Source organism: Variovorax boronicumulans (assembly GCF_019352895.1).
Taxonomy (GTDB): domain Bacteria; phylum Pseudomonadota; class Gammaproteobacteria; order Burkholderiales; family Burkholderiaceae_C; genus Variovorax; species Variovorax boronicumulans_A.
In genome coordinates this window covers 137,041-153,712 of the sequence record NZ_JAAAFX010000009.1, presented here as the reverse complement: position 1 = coordinate 153,712, position 16,672 = coordinate 137,041, and the positions used below count along the sequence as shown (strand labels likewise).

At 67.7% G+C, this 16,672-nt stretch carries 15 protein-coding genes; 8 read left to right on the top strand and 7 right to left on the bottom strand.

The window, feature by feature from the left end:
• Positions 1–88: 88 nt before the first annotated feature.
• From K0H49_RS19950 to K0H49_RS19915, 8 genes are all read left to right on the top strand, one after another.
• Positions 89–901, top strand: coding sequence for a cytochrome C assembly family protein (locus tag K0H49_RS19950; RefSeq protein ID WP_219216158.1), 813 nt, complete (start codon positions 89–91; stop codon positions 899–901).
• The gene (locus K0H49_RS19945; protein ID WP_219216156.1) at positions 898–1,143 is read left to right on the top strand and encodes a PP0621 family protein; all 246 of its coding nucleotides are present in this window, start codon (positions 898–900) and stop codon (positions 1,141–1,143) included. Before K0H49_RS19950 ends, K0H49_RS19945 begins: the two co-directional genes overlap by 4 nt.
• A gap of 11 nt (positions 1,144–1,154) precedes the next feature.
• Entirely contained in the window at positions 1,155–2,846 is a 1,692-nt protein-coding gene (locus K0H49_RS19940) for a two-component system sensor histidine kinase NtrB (protein WP_219216154.1), read from the top strand.
• Positions 2,847–2,850: 4 nt separating this feature from the next.
• On the top strand, positions 2,851–4,347 hold the full coding sequence (locus tag K0H49_RS19935) for a sigma-54-dependent transcriptional regulator (RefSeq protein WP_219216152.1): 1,497 nt from the start codon (positions 2,851–2,853) through the stop codon (positions 4,345–4,347).
• On the top strand, positions 4,337–4,927 hold the full coding sequence (gene ampD / locus K0H49_RS19930; RefSeq protein WP_219216150.1) for a 1,6-anhydro-N-acetylmuramyl-L-alanine amidase AmpD: 591 nt from the start codon (positions 4,337–4,339) through the stop codon (positions 4,925–4,927). The genes K0H49_RS19935 and ampD overlap by 11 nt, the downstream gene beginning before the upstream one ends.
• Positions 4,928–5,297: 370 nt before the next feature.
• The gene (locus tag K0H49_RS19925) at positions 5,298–8,219 is read left to right on the top strand and encodes a ribonucleoside-diphosphate reductase subunit alpha (RefSeq protein ID WP_219216148.1); all 2,922 of its coding nucleotides are present in this window, start codon (positions 5,298–5,300) and stop codon (positions 8,217–8,219) included.
• 151 nt (positions 8,220–8,370) lie between these two features.
• Complete coding sequence (locus K0H49_RS19920) at positions 8,371–9,564, top strand: ribonucleotide-diphosphate reductase subunit beta (RefSeq protein WP_219216146.1); 1,194 nt, start codon at positions 8,371–8,373, stop codon at positions 9,562–9,564.
• A gap of 195 nt (positions 9,565–9,759) precedes the next feature.
• The gene (locus tag K0H49_RS19915) at positions 9,760–10,299 is read left to right on the top strand and encodes a histone H1-like DNA-binding protein (RefSeq protein ID WP_219216144.1); all 540 of its coding nucleotides are present in this window, start codon (positions 9,760–9,762) and stop codon (positions 10,297–10,299) included.
• A 78-nt stretch (positions 10,300–10,377) separates the two neighbouring features.
• Here K0H49_RS19915 and K0H49_RS19910 read toward each other — a convergent pair whose 3' ends face one another.
• The 7 genes from K0H49_RS19910 to K0H49_RS19880 form a co-directional block, all read right to left on the bottom strand.
• Positions 10,378–11,280 (bottom strand): carbohydrate kinase family protein, encoded by a 903-nt coding sequence (locus K0H49_RS19910; protein ID WP_219216142.1) that lies wholly within the window; start codon positions 11,278–11,280, stop codon positions 10,378–10,380.
• A 52-nt stretch (positions 11,281–11,332) separates the two neighbouring features.
• Entirely contained in the window at positions 11,333–12,688 is a 1,356-nt protein-coding gene (locus K0H49_RS19905) for a zinc-ribbon and DUF3426 domain-containing protein (protein ID WP_219216140.1), read from the bottom strand.
• A gap of 42 nt (positions 12,689–12,730) precedes the next feature.
• Positions 12,731–13,615: a 50S ribosomal protein L11 methyltransferase gene (gene prmA, locus K0H49_RS19900; protein ID WP_219216137.1), complete on the bottom strand. Its 885-nt coding sequence runs from the start codon at positions 13,613–13,615 to the stop codon at positions 12,731–12,733.
• A 6-nt stretch (positions 13,616–13,621) separates the two neighbouring features.
• Positions 13,622–14,971 carry an acetyl-CoA carboxylase biotin carboxylase subunit gene (accC, locus tag K0H49_RS19895; RefSeq protein ID WP_219216135.1) on the bottom strand — a complete coding sequence of 450 codons (1,350 nt, stop codon included), beginning with the start codon at positions 14,969–14,971 and terminating at the stop codon, positions 13,622–13,624.
• 2 nt (positions 14,972–14,973) lie between these two features.
• Positions 14,974–15,429, bottom strand: coding sequence for an acetyl-CoA carboxylase biotin carboxyl carrier protein (accB, locus tag K0H49_RS19890; RefSeq protein ID WP_219216134.1), 456 nt, complete (start codon positions 15,427–15,429; stop codon positions 14,974–14,976).
• A gap of 101 nt (positions 15,430–15,530) precedes the next feature.
• A complete protein-coding gene (locus K0H49_RS19885; protein WP_219216131.1) occupies positions 15,531–16,079 on the bottom strand; it encodes a TlpA family protein disulfide reductase in 549 nt (182 codons plus the stop codon).
• Positions 16,076–16,669 carry a hypothetical protein gene (locus K0H49_RS19880; RefSeq protein WP_219216129.1) on the bottom strand — a complete coding sequence of 198 codons (594 nt, stop codon included), beginning with the start codon at positions 16,667–16,669 and terminating at the stop codon, positions 16,076–16,078. Before K0H49_RS19880 ends, K0H49_RS19885 begins: the two co-directional genes overlap by 4 nt.
• Positions 16,670–16,672: the final 3 nt, after the last annotated feature.

Sequence of the window (16,672 nt, the reverse complement as noted above, 5' to 3'; positions counted from 1 at the left end):
CGGCCGGGCCGCTCCGCATCATGAGCCCTGTGTAGGGGCTGGCGCGGCGCCACGCAGAACGGACGCCTGGGGGAGATAAACTGACCCCATGATTTTAGCGATCCCCTCCCCACTCGGCGTGGCGCTGGGCATCGCAACCGCCGCCGCCTATGGGCTGACGGCGGCCGCTGCCTCCCGGCTGAACCGCCAGGCCACCCAATCCGCGCTCGGACTGGCGTGGCTGCTGCATGCGATGGCGCTGGCCGTCGGCCTGGTCAGCGCCGTCCCCCGCTTCGGTTTCGCGCCGGCGCTGTCGGTCATGGCCTGGCTGGTGCTCACCGTGTACGCCGTCGAGAGCCGCATGTTCCCGCAGCTCACGGTGCGCCGCGTGCTGGCCGCACTGGGCGCTGTGGTGGTGCTGCTGGCCGTGCTGTTTCCCGGCACGCCGCTGCATGTGGCGGCCTCGCCCTGGCTGCCGCTGCACCTGGCGCTGGGCATTGCTTCCTACGGACTGTTCGGCGCGGCCGTGGTGCACGCCTGGCTCACGACGCGCGCCGAGAAGCAGATCCGCATGGCCACCGCGCCGCAGGCCGAGGTGCCGTTGCTCACGCTCGAACGCCTGACCTTCCGCTTCGTGACCGCAGGCTTCGTGCTGCTGTCGGCCACCTTGCTGGCCGGGCTGCTGTTCAGCGAGACGCTCTACGGCGCGGTCGGCCGGGCCTGGAAGTGGGACCACAAGTCGACCTTCTCGGTGCTGGCCTGGCTCACCTTCGCGGTGCTGCTGGTCGGCCGCGCACGCTTCGGCTGGCGCGGCCGCACCGCGCGCCGCGTGCTCTACGCCGGCGCGGCGCTGCTGCTGCTGGCCTATGTGGGCTCGCGCTTCGTGCTCGAAGTCCTGTTGAGCCGAGGGGCCATCGCATGAAATACCTGTTGGTCCTGCTGGTCGTCTCGATAGGCATCTGGGCCTGGCGGCAAGGCCGCCGCGAGGAGATGCGCGAGAAGCGCGCCGCCGCGCCGAAGAAGCCCGCCGCACCGGCGGTCGGCCCGCCGCAGGCCATGGTGCGCTGCGCGCATTGCGGGCTGCACCTGCCGGCCACCGATGCGCTGCCGGGCCCGGGCGGGGTCTACTGCAGCGTCGCCCACCGCCGCGCCGGCGCCGGCTGACCTCGTCCCGGATGGCCCGCTTCATCTGGTCCCGCGGCGAGCCTGCCACCGACTGGGCCACGCTCGAACCGCTGGCGGACAAGGGCACCGCGCTGCATCGGCTGTGGCGCGGCTTCATGACCGCGCGCTGCTTTGTCGCGATGGTGCTATTGCTGCTGCAACTGCTGGCCTATGCCCTCAGCCAGACGGTGCACACGGTGGCCACCCTGATCTCGGCCGGCTACCTGGTCGCCACGCTGCTGAGCGCGCGCTTCGCCCCCTTCCACCTGCCGATGCGCAGCTTCGGCATCGCCTGGGGCACGACCATCGCGATCGACCTGGCGGCCTTCACCGCGCTGCAGTTGCTGCAGATCGGCAGCATCAACTACACGCCGCTGTTCGCCCTGCCGGTGCTGATGGCCGCCGTGCTCGGCACGCTGATGGTCGGGCTGGGCACCTCGGCCGCGGTCACGCTGCTGCTGCTGGCCGATGCCGGCTGGCGCTGGCTCGACCTGAGCGCAGACGCCAGCCCGCGCTTCGTGCAGGCCGCGCTGACCGGTACCGGCCTGTTCGTGGTGGCCTTGCTGGCCAACGAACTGTCGCGCCGGCTGGCGCGCGAGGTCACGCTGGCGCAACGCGGGCGCAGCGCGGCGCAGATGCACGCCCAGGTCAACGACCTGGTGATCGAGACCTTGAGCGAAGGCGTGCTGGTGATCGACGCCGACGGCCGGGTGCATGCGGCCAATCCGGCCGCCGACGCGATCCTCGGCCAGGGCCTGGGCGCGATGGTGCTGCCCTTCACGCTGGGCACCCAGCCCGCATGGCGGCCGCTGGCGGCCGTGGCCGAACAGACCTTCAGCCGGCAGGCCGCGCAGTTGCGCGAGTTGCCGGTGGCCCAGGCGCAGGGCGCGGCACGCGAAGTGCGCGTGCGCACCCGCCTGACACCCGCCACCGAGGGCCGTGACGACGGTCTCTGCGTGATGTTCCTGCAGGACCTGCGCGAGCTCGAAGCCCGCATCCGCACCGAGAAACTGGCGGCCATGGGCCGCATGTCGGCGGCGGTGGCGCACGAGATCCGCAATCCGCTGGCCGCCATCACCCAGGCCGGCGCGCTGCTCAGCGAGGACCTGACCGACCCCGCGCACCGCCGCCTGATCGCGATGGTCGAGCAGAACGCGCAGCGGCTGGCCCGCATCGTCGACGACGTGCTCGACGTGGCGCGCGTGCGCCAGCAGCGCGTGCTGCCGCTGGGCGAACAGTTCACGCTCGACCCGACGGTGCGCACCATCGCCGAGGAATGGGTGCGCCAGACCCGGCGCCACGGCGTGCTGCTGATGCTCGAGGCCGGCGGCAGCGACGTGCGCTTCGACATCGAGCACCTGCGCCGGATCCTGGTGAACCTGCTCGACAACGCGGCGCGCTACGCCGGCGAGCGCGAAGGCTCGATCCAGCTGACCACGCGACGCAACGCCAAGGGCCGCGCCGGCCTGCAGGTCTGGAGCGACGGCGCGCCGCTGGAGCCGGCCGTGCAGCGCCACCTGTTCGAACCCTTCTTCTCGTCGGAGAGCCGCTCGAGCGGCCTCGGCCTGTTCCTGTGCCGCGAGCTCTGCGAACGCCACGGTGCCACCATCGGCTACGAGCGGCGCGCCGTCTCGCCGACCGGGCCGGAAGGCAATGCCTTCTTCGTGAGCTTTGCGGAAGCCGAAGGGCGACTGACACAATAGCCACGTGAGTTCCAACCATCCCCCCGCCGCGCGCAGCGCGCAGATCCTGGTCATCGACGATGAGCCCGACCTGCGCACGCTCTACGAACTCACGCTGCTGCGCGAGGGCTACCGCGTCGAAGCGGCCGGCAGCGTGGCCGAGGCCTGGCAGCACCTGGAAGGGCAGCGCTTCGATGCGGTGATCACCGACATGCGGCTGCCCGACGGCCTGGGCATGGAGATCCTGCAACGCATCCAGCGCGAGCAGCGCGGCGAACGCTGCGTGGTCATGACGGCCTATGGCTCGGCCGAGAACGCTGTCGAGGCGCTCAAGGCCGGCGCCTTCGACTACCTCACCAAGCCGGTCGACCTCAAGCAGTTCCGCGCCGTGGTCGCGTCCGCCGTGAAAGCGCCGGCCGCCCCCGTGCGCGCCGTGCGCGCCGCCGCCGAGCCCGCTCGCCAAGAGGCGACCGGCGGCAGCGGCGTGGCGGCCCTCGATCGCCTGGTCGGCGATTCGGAGCCGATGCGCCTGGTCAAGTCGCGCATCGCCAAGGTGGCGCGCGGCATGGCGCCGGTGCTGGTGCGCGGCGAATCGGGCACCGGCAAGGAACTGGTCGCGCGCGCGGTCCATGCCTGCAGCCAGCGCAGCGAAGGCCCCTTCATTGCCGTCAACTGCGGCGCCATCCCCGAGAACCTGCTCGAGGCCGAGTTCTTCGGCGCGCGCAAGGGCTCCTACACCGGCTCGTCGCAGGACCGCGACGGCTACTTCCAGGCGGCGCGCGGCGGCACGCTGTTCCTCGACGAGATCGGCGACCTGCCGCTGGCCATGCAGTCCAAGCTGCTGCGCGCCATCCAGGAACGCAGCGTGCGGCCGATCGGCTCGACGCAGGAGGACGCAGTCGACGTGCGCATCGTGAGCGCCACCCACAAGGACCTGCAGGCCGAGGTCCAGGGCGGCCGCTTCCGGCAGGACCTGTTCTACCGGCTCAACGTGATCGAGATCGCGGTGCCGGCCCTGCGCGACCGGCGCGAGGACCTGCCGCTGCTGTGCGCCGCGCTGCTGGCGCGCATCGCGCGCGACGCCGGCATGAGCGTGCCGATGCTCTCGCCGGAAGTCGTCGCCCGCCTGACGGCCCATCCGCTGCAGGGCAATGTGCGCGAGCTCGAGAACCTGCTGCACCGCGCGGTCGCGCTGAACGACGGCGACGAACTGCACCTGGACTTCGAGGCCAGCGACGCGGCGCCGCTCGAACGCCCGGCCGCCGCAGAGCTGCCGGCCGCCGCCCGGCCGCAGGCAGCGCCGGCGGCCGTGCCGCCCGCCGTCCCGCCGGACCTGCAGACCTACCTCGACCAGCAGGAGCGCGAGATCCTGGTGCGCGCGCTGCGCGAAAGCGGCTTCAACCGCACTGCGGCGGCGGCGCGCCTGGGCCTGAGCCTGCGCCAGATCCGCTACCGCATCGCGCGCCTGGGCATCAGCACACCGGGCGGCGAGGACACCGCGGGCGCTGGCGATGAAGGATGACACCGACGCGCTGTGGCAGGCGGGCTGGTACCGCTTTGCCAGGGCGCTGCCCTCGCCCAACTTCGGCGCGCGGCCGGACGGCGCACGGGTCGACCTGATCGTGCTGCACTCCATCAGCCTGCCGCCCGGCCGCTACGGCGGCGACGAGGTGCAGCGGCTGTTCACCAACCAGCTCGACTGGGATGCGCATCCCTACTTCCAGAAGATCCGCGGCACCCAGGTGTCGTCGCATTTCTATGTGCGGCGCAACGGCGAGCTCTGGCAGTTCGTGAGCTGCGACGCGCGCGCCTGGCATGCCGGCGCCTCAGCATGGCGCGGCCGCGAGAACTGCAACGACGACTCGATCGGCATCGAGCTCGAAGGACTCGAGGGCGAGCGCTTCGAGGACGCGCAATACGAGACGCTGGCCAGCCTCTGCCCGGCGATCGCCCAGCACTACGCGATCGCCTTCGTGGCCGGGCACGAGCACATCGCGCCCGGCCGCAAGATCGATCCGGGACCCGGCTTCACCTGGCCGCGGCTGCAGGCCGACACGGCCTGGCCCGCCGCCATGTTTCCCCCCGGCACCGGGGTACGCTAAAGATTTTCAATCGGCGTGGCCCCGGCGATGCCCCAGGCGCTCACGGGAAGCGAACGCGAACGGCCAGGGGCGCAGCCCAGTAACCACGGGGCCTGCAAGCCCAAAAGCGCCGGAAACCGGCATGGTTGCTGGCTTCGATCAAACTGATCCAGTAACCATGCCGCATGGCACGCGGCCCACGCGCAAATCACGGGCTTCACCCTGCATTGAAGTTCGCGTAAAACACTACATCTAGTGATTGTGGGCACCCGACACACTAGATATAGTGTGCCTGCCCGCTCCAACGGCCACAAAGCCAGTGGCCCCCGACGGCCGAACGCCGAACCGCCTCGCCGTTCCCCCAACAAGAAATCGCCAAACAGAGGACCGAATGCAAACAGCCCTGAACACACCGTCCGCCGCCCGCGCCAACGTGCCGCAGCAGAACGCCGGCGCCCGCGACACCGCAGGCACGCCCACCAACGACGCGCTCACGCACTACCAGATCATTCGCCGCAACGGCGCGGTCGTGCCCTTCGAGCCGAACAAGATCGCCGTCGCGATGATGAAGGCCTTCCTGGCCGTGCACGGCACGCAGGGCGCGGCCTCGGCCAGCGTGCGCGAGACCGTCGACACGCTGACGCAGTCGGTGGTGCGCGCCATGGTGCGCTCGCGTCCGAGCGGCGGCACCTTCCACATCGAGGACGTGCAGGACGCGGTCGAGCTGGGCCTGATGCGCGGCGGCCACCATGAGATCGCGCGTGCCTATGTGCTGTACCGCGAACGCCGCTCGCAAGAGCGCACCAAGCAGGGCGAACAGGACGCGCCGGCCGCACCCGCGCTGCATGTGCTCGACCGCGGCGAACGCGTCGCGCTCGACCTGAACGAGCTCAAGGGCCTGATCGAGTCCGCCTGCGAAGGCCTGGGCGACACCATCACCGCCGCGCCGATCCAGGCCGAGACGATGCGCAACCTGTACGACGGCGTGCCACTCGACGAGGTCTACAAGGCCTCGATCCTGGCCGCCCGCACGCTGATCGAGAAGGACCCCGACTACACCTTCGCCACCGCGCGCCTGCTGCTGCACACGATCTTCAAGGAGATCATCGGCCGCGAAGTGATGCCGGCCGAACGCTCGCAGGCCTACGTCGACTACTTCCCGCAGTTCATCAAAAAGGGCGTCGACAACGAGCTGCTCGACGAGAAGCTGCTGCAGTTCGACCTGCCGCGCCTGGGCGCCGCACTCAAGGCCGAACGCGACCTGCAGTTCGACTACCTCGGCCTGCAGACCCTGTACGACCGCTACTTCCTGCACGTGCGCAAGACCCGCATCGAGCTGCCGCAGGCCTTCTTCATGCGCGTGGCCATGGGCCTGTCGCTGGGCGAGATCGACCGCGAAGCGCGCGCCATCGAGTTCTACGAGGTGCTGTCGTCCTTCGACTTCATGTCGAGCACGCCCACGCTGTTCAACGCCGGCACGCTGCGCTCGCAGCTGTCGAGCTGCTACCTGACGACCGTGCCCGACGACCTCGACGGCATCTACGAGTCGATCAAGGAAAACGCGCTACTGTCGAAGTTCGCCGGCGGCCTGGGCAACGACTGGACCCGCGTGCGCGCGCTGGGCAGCCACATCAAGGGTACCAACGGCGAATCGCAGGGCGTCGTGCCCTTCCTCAAGGTGGTGAACGACACGGCCGTGGCCGTGAACCAGGGCGGCAAGCGCAAGGGCGCGGTCTGCACCTACCTGGAAACCTGGCACCTCGACATCGAGGAGTTCCTGGAGCTGCGCAAGAACACCGGCGACGACCGCCGCCGCACGCACGACATGAACACCGCCAACTGGATCCCCGACCTGTTCATGCGCCGCGTGATGGAAAAAGGCACCTGGACGCTGTTCTCGCCCAACAACGTGCCCGACCTGCACGACCTGTTCGGTGCCGACTTCGAGCGCGCCTATGTCGCCTACGAAGAGAAGGCACAGCGCGGCGAGATCAAGCCCTCGCGCACGCTGCCCGCGGCCGACCTGTGGCGCAAGATGCTCACGATGCTGTTCGAGACCGGCCATCCCTGGATCACGTTCAAGGACGCCTGCAACGTGCGCTCGCCGCAGCAGCACGCCGGCGTCGTGCACTCGTCGAACCTGTGCACCGAGATCACGCTGAACACCAGCGACACCGAAACCGCGGTCTGCAACCTCGGCTCGGTCAACCTGCTGCAGCATCTGAAGGACGGCAAGGTCGACCAGGCCAAGCTCAAGAAGACGATCTCGACCGCGATGCGCATGCTCGACAACGTGATCGACATCAACTACTACGCGGTCAAGAAGGCGCGCGACTCGAACCTGCGCCACCGCCCGGTGGGCCTGGGCCTGATGGGCTTCCAGGACGCGCTGTACGAACTGCGCATTCCCTACGCCTCGGAAGAAGCCGTCCAGTTCGCCGACGAGTCGATGGAAGCCATCTGCTACTACGCCTACTGGGCCTCGACCGACCTGGCCAAGGAACGCGGCAAGTACTCGAGCTACAAGGGCTCGCTGTGGGACAAGGGCATCCTGCCGATCGACACGCTCGACCTGCTCGAGAAGGCCCGCGGCGGCTACGTCGAGGTCGACCGCTCGGCCACGCTCGACTGGGACGCGCTGCGCCAGAAGATCAAGGTCGACGGCATGCGCAACTCCAACTGCACGGCCATCGCCCCGACCGCGACCATCTCGAACATCATCGGCGTCGACGCCTCGATCGAGCCCTGCTTCGGCAACCTGTCGGTCAAGTCGAACCTGTCGGGCGAGTTCACCGTGATCAACCACTACCTGGTGCGCGACCTCAAGCGCCTGGGCCTGTGGGACGACGTGATGGTCATGGACCTGAAGCACTTCGACGGCTCGCTGCGTCCGATCGACCGCGTGCCGCAGGACATCAAGGCGCTCTACGGCACGGCCTTCGAAGTCGAGACCAAGTGGCTGGTGGAAGCCGCGGCACGGCGCCAGAAGTGGATCGACCAGGCGCAGTCGCTGAACATCTACATGGCCGGCGCCTCGGGCAAGAAGCTCGACGACACCTACAAGCTCGCCTGGCTGCGCGGCCTGAAGACCACCTACTACCTGCGCACGCAAAGCGCGACGCACGCCGAGAAGTCGACCGTGCAATCGGGCCGCCTCAACGCAGTGTCCTCCGGCGGCAGCAACGAAGCACCGTCGGGCCTGAGCGCGATCGAAGCCGCTGCACTCGCGGCGCAGGCGCAACTCGCCGCCATGCCGGCCACCGACATCGCCTTTTGCGGCGTCGACGATCCGACCTGCGAAGCCTGCCAGTGATGTCAGCCTGATGCGAATGTGATTCGCGGCATCGCCCGACATGAAATGCGATGCCTGCGAACAACATAAGCACGACATAATCCGAGCACGATGTGAGAGGCACTTTGCAACTCACATCGTTGCTCACATAATTTGAGCATTGGATTTTTCTATGTTGACCTGGGACGAAGAAGTCAAACCCTCCTTGCCAAAGGACATGCAACAAGGCTTGCATCATTCATCGCAAAACGGCGCACCGATCGCGCGCTCGATGGAAGTCCCGACTTCGCAAACACCCGCCGCACAGCGTACCGCTGCCGCCGCACCGCAGTCCGTGCCCGCCGTCGCACACCGCGTCAACGCCGCCGACAAGCGCATCATCAACGGCCAGACCGACGTCAACCAGCTGGTGCCGTTCAAGTACAAGTGGGCCTGGGAAAAGTACCTCGCCACCTGCGCCAACCACTGGATGCCGCAGGAAGTGAACATGACGCGCGACATCGCGTTGTGGAAAGACCCCAACGGCCTGACCGAAGACGAGCGCCGCATCGTCAAGCGCAACCTCGGCTTCTTCGTGACCGCCGACTCGCTGGCCGCCAACAACATCGTGCTGGGCACCTACCGCCACATCACGGCGCCCGAGTGCCGCCAGTTCCTGCTGCGTCAGGCCTTCGAGGAGGCGATCCACACGCACGCCTACCAGTACATCGTCGAATCGCTCGGCCTGGATGAGAGCGAGATCTTCAATGCGTACAACGAAGTGCCGTCGATCCGCAACAAGGACGAGTTCCTGATCCCGTTCATCGAGGCCATCAGCGACCCGCACTTCAAGACCGGCACCCACGAGACCGACCAGACCCTGCTCAAGTCGCTGATCGTGTTCGCCTGCCTGATGGAAGGCCTGTTCTTCTACGTCGGCTTCACGCAGATCCTGGCGCTGGGCCGCCAGAACAAGATGACCGGCGCTGCCGAGCAGTACCAGTACATCCTGCGCGACGAATCGATGCACTGCAATTTCGGCATCGACCTGATCAACCAGCTGAAGCTGGAAAACCCCAACCTCTGGACCGCGGACTTCAAGGCCGAGATCAAGGACCTGTTCCTGAAGGCCGTCGAGCTCGAGTACCAGTACGCCGAAGACACCATGCCGCGCGGCGTGCTCGGCATGAATGCCTCCATGTTCAAGGGCTACCTGCGCTACATCGCCAACCGGCGTGCCCAGCAGATCGGCCTCGAGACGCTGTTCCCGAACGAAGAAAACCCGTTCCCCTGGATGAGCGAAATGATCGACTTGAAGAAAGAGCGCAATTTCTTCGAAACCCGCGTGATCGAATACCAGTCGGGTGGTGCGCTCTCCTGGGACTGAACTTTTGCACGAAAAGAATCGATGAATTCAGGAATTGCCTTCGACACCCACTGCGTCACAGAACGCGGCGTGGCGAGGGCGCAGGTGTTCATGGTGCTGGGGCTTGATTCCCAACGCCATGGATCGCTTCACGTACACAAGCGTGCGTGGAGTGCTTCAAAAGGTTGATTTTTCAACTTGATCAAGGAGAAAGAAATGGCAACTGCAAAGAAAGCGCCGGCGAAGAAAGCCGCAGCAAAGAAGGCTCCGGCAAAGAAGGTCGTCGCCGCCAAGAAGGCTCCGGCCAAGAAGGTCGTAGCGAAGAAGGCTCCGGCGAAGAAGGCTCCTGCCAAGAAGGTCGCCGCCAAGAAGGCTCCGGCCAAGAAGGTCGTTGCCAAGAAGGCCCCGGCAAAGAAGGCTGCTGCCAAGAAGGTCGTAGCGAAGAAGGCTCCGGCAAAGAAGGCCGTCGCCGCCAAGAAGGCACCGGCCAAGAAGGCCGCTGCCAAGAAGGCGCCGGCGAAGAAGGCCCCCGCGAAGAAGGCAGCGGCCAAGAAGCCCGCCGCCAAGAAAGCCGCGAAGAAGCCCGCTGCCAAGCCTGCTGCCAAGGCCCCCGCTGCCAAGCCTGCCGCCAAGGCCCCTGCTGCCAAGAAGGCCGCCAAGGCGCCCGCGAAGGCTGCCGTAGCGCCTGCCCCTGCTGCGCAGACGACGCTGAACCCTCAGGCCGCCTGGCCTTTCCCGACGGCCAGCAAGCCCTGAGTTTTCTCAGGGCCCTGAAGGCCAAAAAGCCCGGTACCGCAAGGTCCCGGGCTTTTTTTTGGGGCGCTCGCTGCGCGCTCAGAGGCCGAGCTGCTGCCGATCGACGGTGTAGTTCTGCGGGCCGCGTTGCGCGATCTTCAGCGCGCCGATGCGGTTGCCCAGCAGCGCGCACTTCTCCAGCGGCCAGCCCTGCTCCAGCCCGAACAGCAAGGCACCGCGCCAGGCGTCGCCGCAGCCCGTGGGATCGACGATCGCCGCGGGCTTGACCGCGGGCACGTGGGTGCGTTCGCCGTGGACCCACACGTCGCAACCCTCTTCGCCGAGCGTGACCACGAGCCCGCGCACCCGGCGCGAGATCTCGGCGTTGTCCCAGCCGGTGCGCTCGCTCAGCATCTTGCCTTCGTAGTCGTTGACCGTGACCCAGTCGGACTGCTCGATGAAGCGCGCCAGCTCGTCGCCGTTGAACATCGGCAGGCCCTGGCCCGGATCGAACACGAAGGGAATGCCGGCCTGCTTGAACTGCTCGGCGTGCTGCAGCATGGCGTCGCGTCCGTCCGGCGAGATGATGCCCAGGCGGATGTCGTCGCGCGCCGTGATGCGCGTGACGTGCGCCTGCTGCATCGCGCCCGGATGGAAGGCGGTGATCTGGTTGTTGGCCAGGTCGGTGGTGATGAAGCACTGTGCGGTGTAGGTGTCGGAGAGTTCGCGCACGAACTCGGTGCCGATGCCCAGGCCCTGGAGGTGCGCGACATAGTCCGCGCCGTCGCTGCCCACCGTGGCCATCGGCAAGGCGCGGCCACCCAGCGCGTTCAGCGCATAGGCGATGTTGCCCGCGCAGCCGCCGAAGTCGCGGCGCAGCGCCGGCACCAGGAAGGACACGTTGAGGATGTGCAACTGATCAGGAAGGATCTGGTCGGCGAACCGGCCCTCGAAAGTCATGATCGTGTCGAACGCGAGAGAACCGCAAATCACTGCTGCCATGGTTGAGCCGCCGGGTTAGAGGAAGGGAAGGAAACGAGCGCGACGGGCGCGCTCAGGGATAGAAGGTGTCGAGCCGGAAGCCGGCGACACGCGAGGCCGAGGTTGCGTCTTCGCCGACCAGCACGATCGGCAGCAAGGTCGCGCGCTCCGCATGCGCCGCCAGCACCGCCGGCGCGCCGTACTCGGCCGGGCGCAGCACGCGCCGCACCACGGTGCGCTCCTCGAGGTCGAGCAAGGACAGCTCGACGGCCGGCATGGCCAGCGGAATGGCGGCGCGGTTGCGCAGCGTGAAACTGAACTGGTAGCCCTCGCCATCCTTTTCGCGCAGGAAGGAAGCGCCGTCGATGCTGATGTCGGCGATGCGCCGCAGGGCGGACAGCTGGCAGCCCAGACGTTCGCAAGCACCCGCGAACCACGGCTGCAACGCTGGCTGGCGCGCGACGATCGCGTTGCGCTGCTGGTAGAGCACCTGCGCGAGCAGCAGCAGCACCAGCACTGCCAGGGCCGAGGCACGCAGCAGCCGAGGCCACCACCGCGATGCCTGCCGCATCGGCTGGGCCCCGGGATTGGCGCGGAAGCTGCGCGCGATGCCGAACACCGGCACGCCCGCCGCATCGCCCGCCACGGGCTCGCTCGGCGTCATGGAGAGGGTGATCGCCTCGCCGTCCCTGGAGAGGGAGCGCTCTGCAGGAACCTCCTCCGCCGCAGCGCGCGCGCTGCGTGCCGTTCGTGCGGCCTGGAGCGCCGCGATGCGCGACTGCCGCAGGGCACTGGGCGACGCAGGGATATCGTCTTCGACATCGGCGTCGCCGTCTGCCCGGTCCTCGCGCGCCGGCAGGCGTGCGACAGCCGCAGCAGCCTCGGCAACAGGAGGCGATGCCGGCGCCGCGTCCCATTGCAGCGAGGGCAGGCGCGACCATTCGTCGTCGCCCTGCCCGCGCAAGGGCATGGACGCCGCGGCGGCGGCGGCCTCCTCGGCCTCTTCCGTTTCCTCTGCCGGTTCGAGGTCGTCGTCCGACGCCGCATCTCCGGGTGCCACGGACGCCGGCCACGGCGACGAGGCGAGGTCGAGCGCTGGCTCTGTCGACAGTGGAACGGGCTCAGGATGCGCCGGCGGCGGCCCATCGGCCTGCAGCCGCTGCAAGGCGTCGCTGAAGAAATCGATGCCGGCACTCGCCGCGGCGGGAGCGCCGGCTCCGGGCGCGACCGGCGCCAGGGGCGTCTCCGATGGCGCCACGGCCGCCTCCTTCAACGGAGGCGGTGCGGAAAGCGGATCGTGCAGTTCGGCCGCTCCATCGAAGACATGGCTGCAGCGACCGCAGCGCACCCAGCCGTCCGAGATTCGGAGCTGGTCTCGCACCACCCGGAAGGTGGTGCCGCAGGCAGGGCAGCGGGTGGCGAGACTCATGAGGCGTGGATTGTAGGTGCGGGCCCCGGGGCCCGCAGCGACCTACAGGCGCGCGGTCATGAGGATCCAGCCGTCCTCGCTGTCGCTGACTTCGAGTGCGGCATACGGCGCGTAGGCCTGCTTGAGCTCATCGGCCTGGCGCTCGAGGATGCCGGCCAGCACCAGCGAACCGCCGGGCTGCACATGCGCGCACAGCAGCGGCGCGAGCACCTTGAGCGGCGTGGCCAGGATATTGGCCAGCACCACTTCGTAGCGCCCGCTGGCCGCATCGGGCAAGCCGGATCGCAGTTGCACCGCGTTGGCCTCGGCATTGAGCCGCGTGGCCTCGACGGCCGCCGGGTCGATGTCGACCGCATCGACCGTCACCGCGCCGAACTTCGCCGCGCCGATGGCCAGGATGCCCGAACCGCAACCGTAGTCGAGCACGCGGGCCGAAGCCGTGCGCTGCGAGGTCGCGATCCAGCGCAGGCACATGCGCGTGGTGGGATGGGTGCCGGTGCCGAAGGCCAGACCCGGATCGAGCCGGATCACCTGGCGCGCCTGCGCCGGCGGTTCGTGCCAGGTCGGCACGATCCAGAATTCGGGCGTGATCTCGACCGGCGCGAACTGCGACTGCGTCAGGCGCACCCAGTCCTGCTCCGGCACGTCGGCCACGCCGATGGTCTCGCAACCGTCGAAGAAGTCCTGCGCCGCCAGCACGGCCGCCGCGTCGCGGGCCAGCGCCTCGTCGGCGAACAGCGCGATCACGCGCGAGCGTTGCCAGCCATCCTTGGGCGGCGGCATGCCGGGCTCGCCGAACAGCGCCTGCTCGGCATCGGTCTGGGCGTCGGCGTCTTCGACCGACACGCTCAGCGCATCGAGCGCGTCGAGCGCATCGCTCAAGGCCTCGATACGGTCTTCGGGTGCGAGAAGGCGAAGTTCAAACACGTCGGATCACCGGGCTCGCGCCGCAAGCCACTCTTCGAGGTAGTGGATGTTGGTGCCGCCGGCCATGAACTTGGCGTCGACCATCAGCTCGCGGTGCAGCGGGATGTTGGTCTGGATGCCTTCGACCACGGTCTCGCTGAGCGCCGTGCGCATGCGCGCCAGCGCCTGTTCGCGCGTGTCGCCGTGCACGATGATCTTGCCGATCATCGAGTCGTAGTTCGGCGGCACGAAGTAGTTGGTGTAGACGTGCGAATCGACGCGCACACCCGGACCGCCCGGTGCGTGCCACATCGTGATGCGGCCCGGCGAGGGCGTGAACTTGTAGGCGTCTTCGGCGTTGATGCGGCACTCGATGGAATGCCCGCGCATCTCGATCTGGCGCTGCGTGAACGGCAGCTTCTCGCCGGCCGCCACCATGATCTGCGTCTTCACGATGTCGATGCCGGTGGTGAACTCGGTCACCGGATGCTCGACCTGCACGCGCGTGTTCATCTCGATGAAATAGAACTCGCCATTTTCGTAGAGGAACTCGAAGGTGCCGGCGCCGCGGTAGCCGATGCGCTTGCAGGCGGCCGCACAGCGCTCGCCGATCTTCTCGATCAGCTTGCGCGGGATGCCCGGTGCGGGCGATTCCTCGATCACCTTCTGGTGGCGCCGCTGCATGGAGCAGTCGCGCTCGCCCAGGTAGACCGCGTTCTTGTGCTTGTCCGCGAGGATCTGGATCTCGACGTGGCGCGGGTTCTGGAGAAACTTCTCCATGTACACGGCCGGATTGTTGAAGGCCGCGCCGGCCTCCGCCTTGGTCATCTGGATCGCGTTGATCAGCGCGGCTTCGGTGTGGACCACGCGCATGCCGCGACCGCCGCCACCGCCGGCCGCCTTGATGATGACCGGGTAGCCGATGGCGCGCGCGATGCGCTTGTTGGTGGCGGCGTCGTCCGACAGCTCGCCCTCCGAACCGGGCACGCAGGGCACGCCGGCCTTGATCATGGCCTGCTTGGCCGCGACCTTGTCGCCCATGGTGCGGATGTTCTCGGGCGTCGGCCCGATGAACTGGAAGCCGCTCTGCTCCACGCGCTCGGCAAAGTTGGCGTTCTCGCTCAGGAAGCCGTAGCCGGGATGGATCGCCTCGGCATCGGTCACTTCGGCCGCCGAGATGATGGCCGGCATGTTGAGGTAGCTCAGGGCGGAAGGTGCCGGGCCGATGCACACGGCCTCCTGCGCCAGCTTGACGTACTTGGCTTCGCGGTCGGCCTCGGAATAGACCATCACGGCCTTGATGCCGAGCTCGCTGCAGGCACGCTGAATCCGGAGGGCGATCTCTCCCCGGTTCGCAACCAGAATCTTCTTGAACATGGTCACTCGATGATGAACAGCGGCTGGCCGTATTCGACCGCTTGGCCGTTCTCGCCGAGGATCTGCGTGACGGTGCCGGACTTGTCGGCCTCGATCTCGTTGAGGATCTTCATCGCTTCGATGATGCAGATCGTCTGGCCTTCCTTCACCTGGCTGCCGATCTCGACGAAGGCGGCGGCGCCGGGGCTGGACGAGCGGTAGAAGGTGCCCACCATCGGCGACTTCACGGTATGGCCGGCGGCAGCGGCCGCAACGGCCGGTGCCGCAGCGGCCACGAGGCCCGGCGCCGGAGCGGCTGCAGTGGCGGCGGGTGCGGCCATGCTTTGAACGTATTGCACCGGCGCGGCCTCGCCCGCCTTGACGATACGGACCTTGCCTTCGGCTTCGGTGATTTCCAGTTCGGAAATATTCGATTCAGACACCAGGTCGATCAGTGTCTTGAGTTTGCGCAGATCCATGGGACTCCATTGCCGGCTAAGCCGGTCATTCGGATTGAACTTACCTGAAAACCGGCTTATTTCGGCGTTCGTACGCCAACTACCGGCTGTGCGGGCGGATTCTAACTGTGAAGTTCCGCACGCTGCCAAGCCTCGAGGTCGGCTGGCGACAACTGGCCCATTTTACGTGCCGCAACATTCCCGTCGGCCCCGACGACCAAGGTAAAGGGCAATCCACCCGCGGTATTGCCCAGGCTCCTCACCAGGTCCGTGCCCTGCATGCCGGCAATGCCCATGGGAAAGGAGACCGGCGTCTTGACCAGGAATTTGCGGACGGCATCGGGCTTGTCGATCGCCAAACCCACCACTTGCCATCCGTTGGCGGCATGATCACGAAAGAAGCGATCCACCATGGGCAATTCTTCGACGCAGGGCGGGCACCAGGTGGCCCAGAAATTCAGCAGCAGGGGCTTGCCCTTGAAGGCCGCGAAGTCGAGTTCGCCGCCTTCGGGGCGCTCGTATCGCGCACGCCAGAACTCGGCCTGCAGGCGCTCGCCGCCCACGCCCGAGGCGGCTTCATGGCGCCACCAGGCGGCACCGATGCCCGCCACCGCGGCCGCGCCCGCCACACCGCTGACCAGCCATCGACGCCGGGTCGAGGTGGAATTCATAACGTGTCCTTTTCGATCAATCGCCGCAGCGCGGCGAGGTCTCCGCGAGGCGTGCGCCCCTGGCCATCGGGCTTGAGCGCCCCGCGCAGGTCGTCGAGGTCGTACACCAGCAGGTGCACCCCGATCTCCTCGCCGAGCTGCCGGCTCATGGCGTGCACGCTGAGCGCCTCGACCTGGTCGCCATGGAAGCCCGCCACCATGCGGGGTTCGTAGTCGACGTGGTGGTCGATCAGGGCGATCTCGGCCGACTTGCAGTCGTCGCAGAAGAGTTGAATGTAGATGTCCGACAGCCGCGTGGCCGTGCCGTGCCAGACCGCACCGCCAAGATGCGGACGAAACGCGGTCATGCGTTCCATCCATTCCAGCGCCAGCAGGCGCAGCGCATGCAGCTCCTGTGGCTGGGTGTCGGCGCAGAAGAGTGCGATGTAGTCGCGCACCTCGGCCTCGACATCGTCGTTGTGCGGCAGCGCCGTGCGCGCGGGCAGGCCCAGCTCGCGCAGGGCTCTGCGCTTGGCCGGGCCGTACTCCATCCCCTCCTCGACGACGAGGCGGGCGGCGGTGGCGGCAATTTCACGCTTGGACGAGTCCATGGC

Coding starts and splice junctions, on each gene's coding strand:
- K0H49_RS19915 (WP_219216144.1), top strand. CDS start 9,760: ATGGCAACTGCAAAGAAAGCGCCGGCGAAGAAAGCCGCAGCAAAGAAG.
- accB (WP_219216134.1), bottom strand. CDS start 15,429: ATGGATCTGCGCAAACTCAAGACACTGATCGACCTGGTGTCTGAATCG.
- ampD (WP_219216150.1), top strand. CDS start 4,337: ATGAAGGATGACACCGACGCGCTGTGGCAGGCGGGCTGGTACCGCTTT.
- K0H49_RS19940 (WP_219216154.1), top strand. CDS start 1,155: ATGGCCCGCTTCATCTGGTCCCGCGGCGAGCCTGCCACCGACTGGGCC.
- K0H49_RS19880 (WP_219216129.1), bottom strand. CDS start 16,669: ATGGACTCGTCCAAGCGTGAAATTGCCGCCACCGCCGCCCGCCTCGTC.
- K0H49_RS19920 (WP_219216146.1), top strand. CDS start 8,371: ATGTTGACCTGGGACGAAGAAGTCAAACCCTCCTTGCCAAAGGACATG.
- K0H49_RS19910 (WP_219216142.1), bottom strand. CDS start 11,280: ATGGCAGCAGTGATTTGCGGTTCTCTCGCGTTCGACACGATCATGACT.
- K0H49_RS19925 (WP_219216148.1), top strand. CDS start 5,298: ATGCAAACAGCCCTGAACACACCGTCCGCCGCCCGCGCCAACGTGCCG.
- K0H49_RS19950 (WP_219216158.1), top strand. CDS start 89: ATGATTTTAGCGATCCCCTCCCCACTCGGCGTGGCGCTGGGCATCGCA.
- K0H49_RS19905 (WP_219216140.1), bottom strand. CDS start 12,688: ATGAGTCTCGCCACCCGCTGCCCTGCCTGCGGCACCACCTTCCGGGTG.
- K0H49_RS19885 (WP_219216131.1), bottom strand. CDS start 16,079: ATGAATTCCACCTCGACCCGGCGTCGATGGCTGGTCAGCGGTGTGGCG.
- accC (WP_219216135.1), bottom strand. CDS start 14,971: ATGTTCAAGAAGATTCTGGTTGCGAACCGGGGAGAGATCGCCCTCCGG.
- K0H49_RS19945 (WP_219216156.1), top strand. CDS start 898: ATGAAATACCTGTTGGTCCTGCTGGTCGTCTCGATAGGCATCTGGGCC.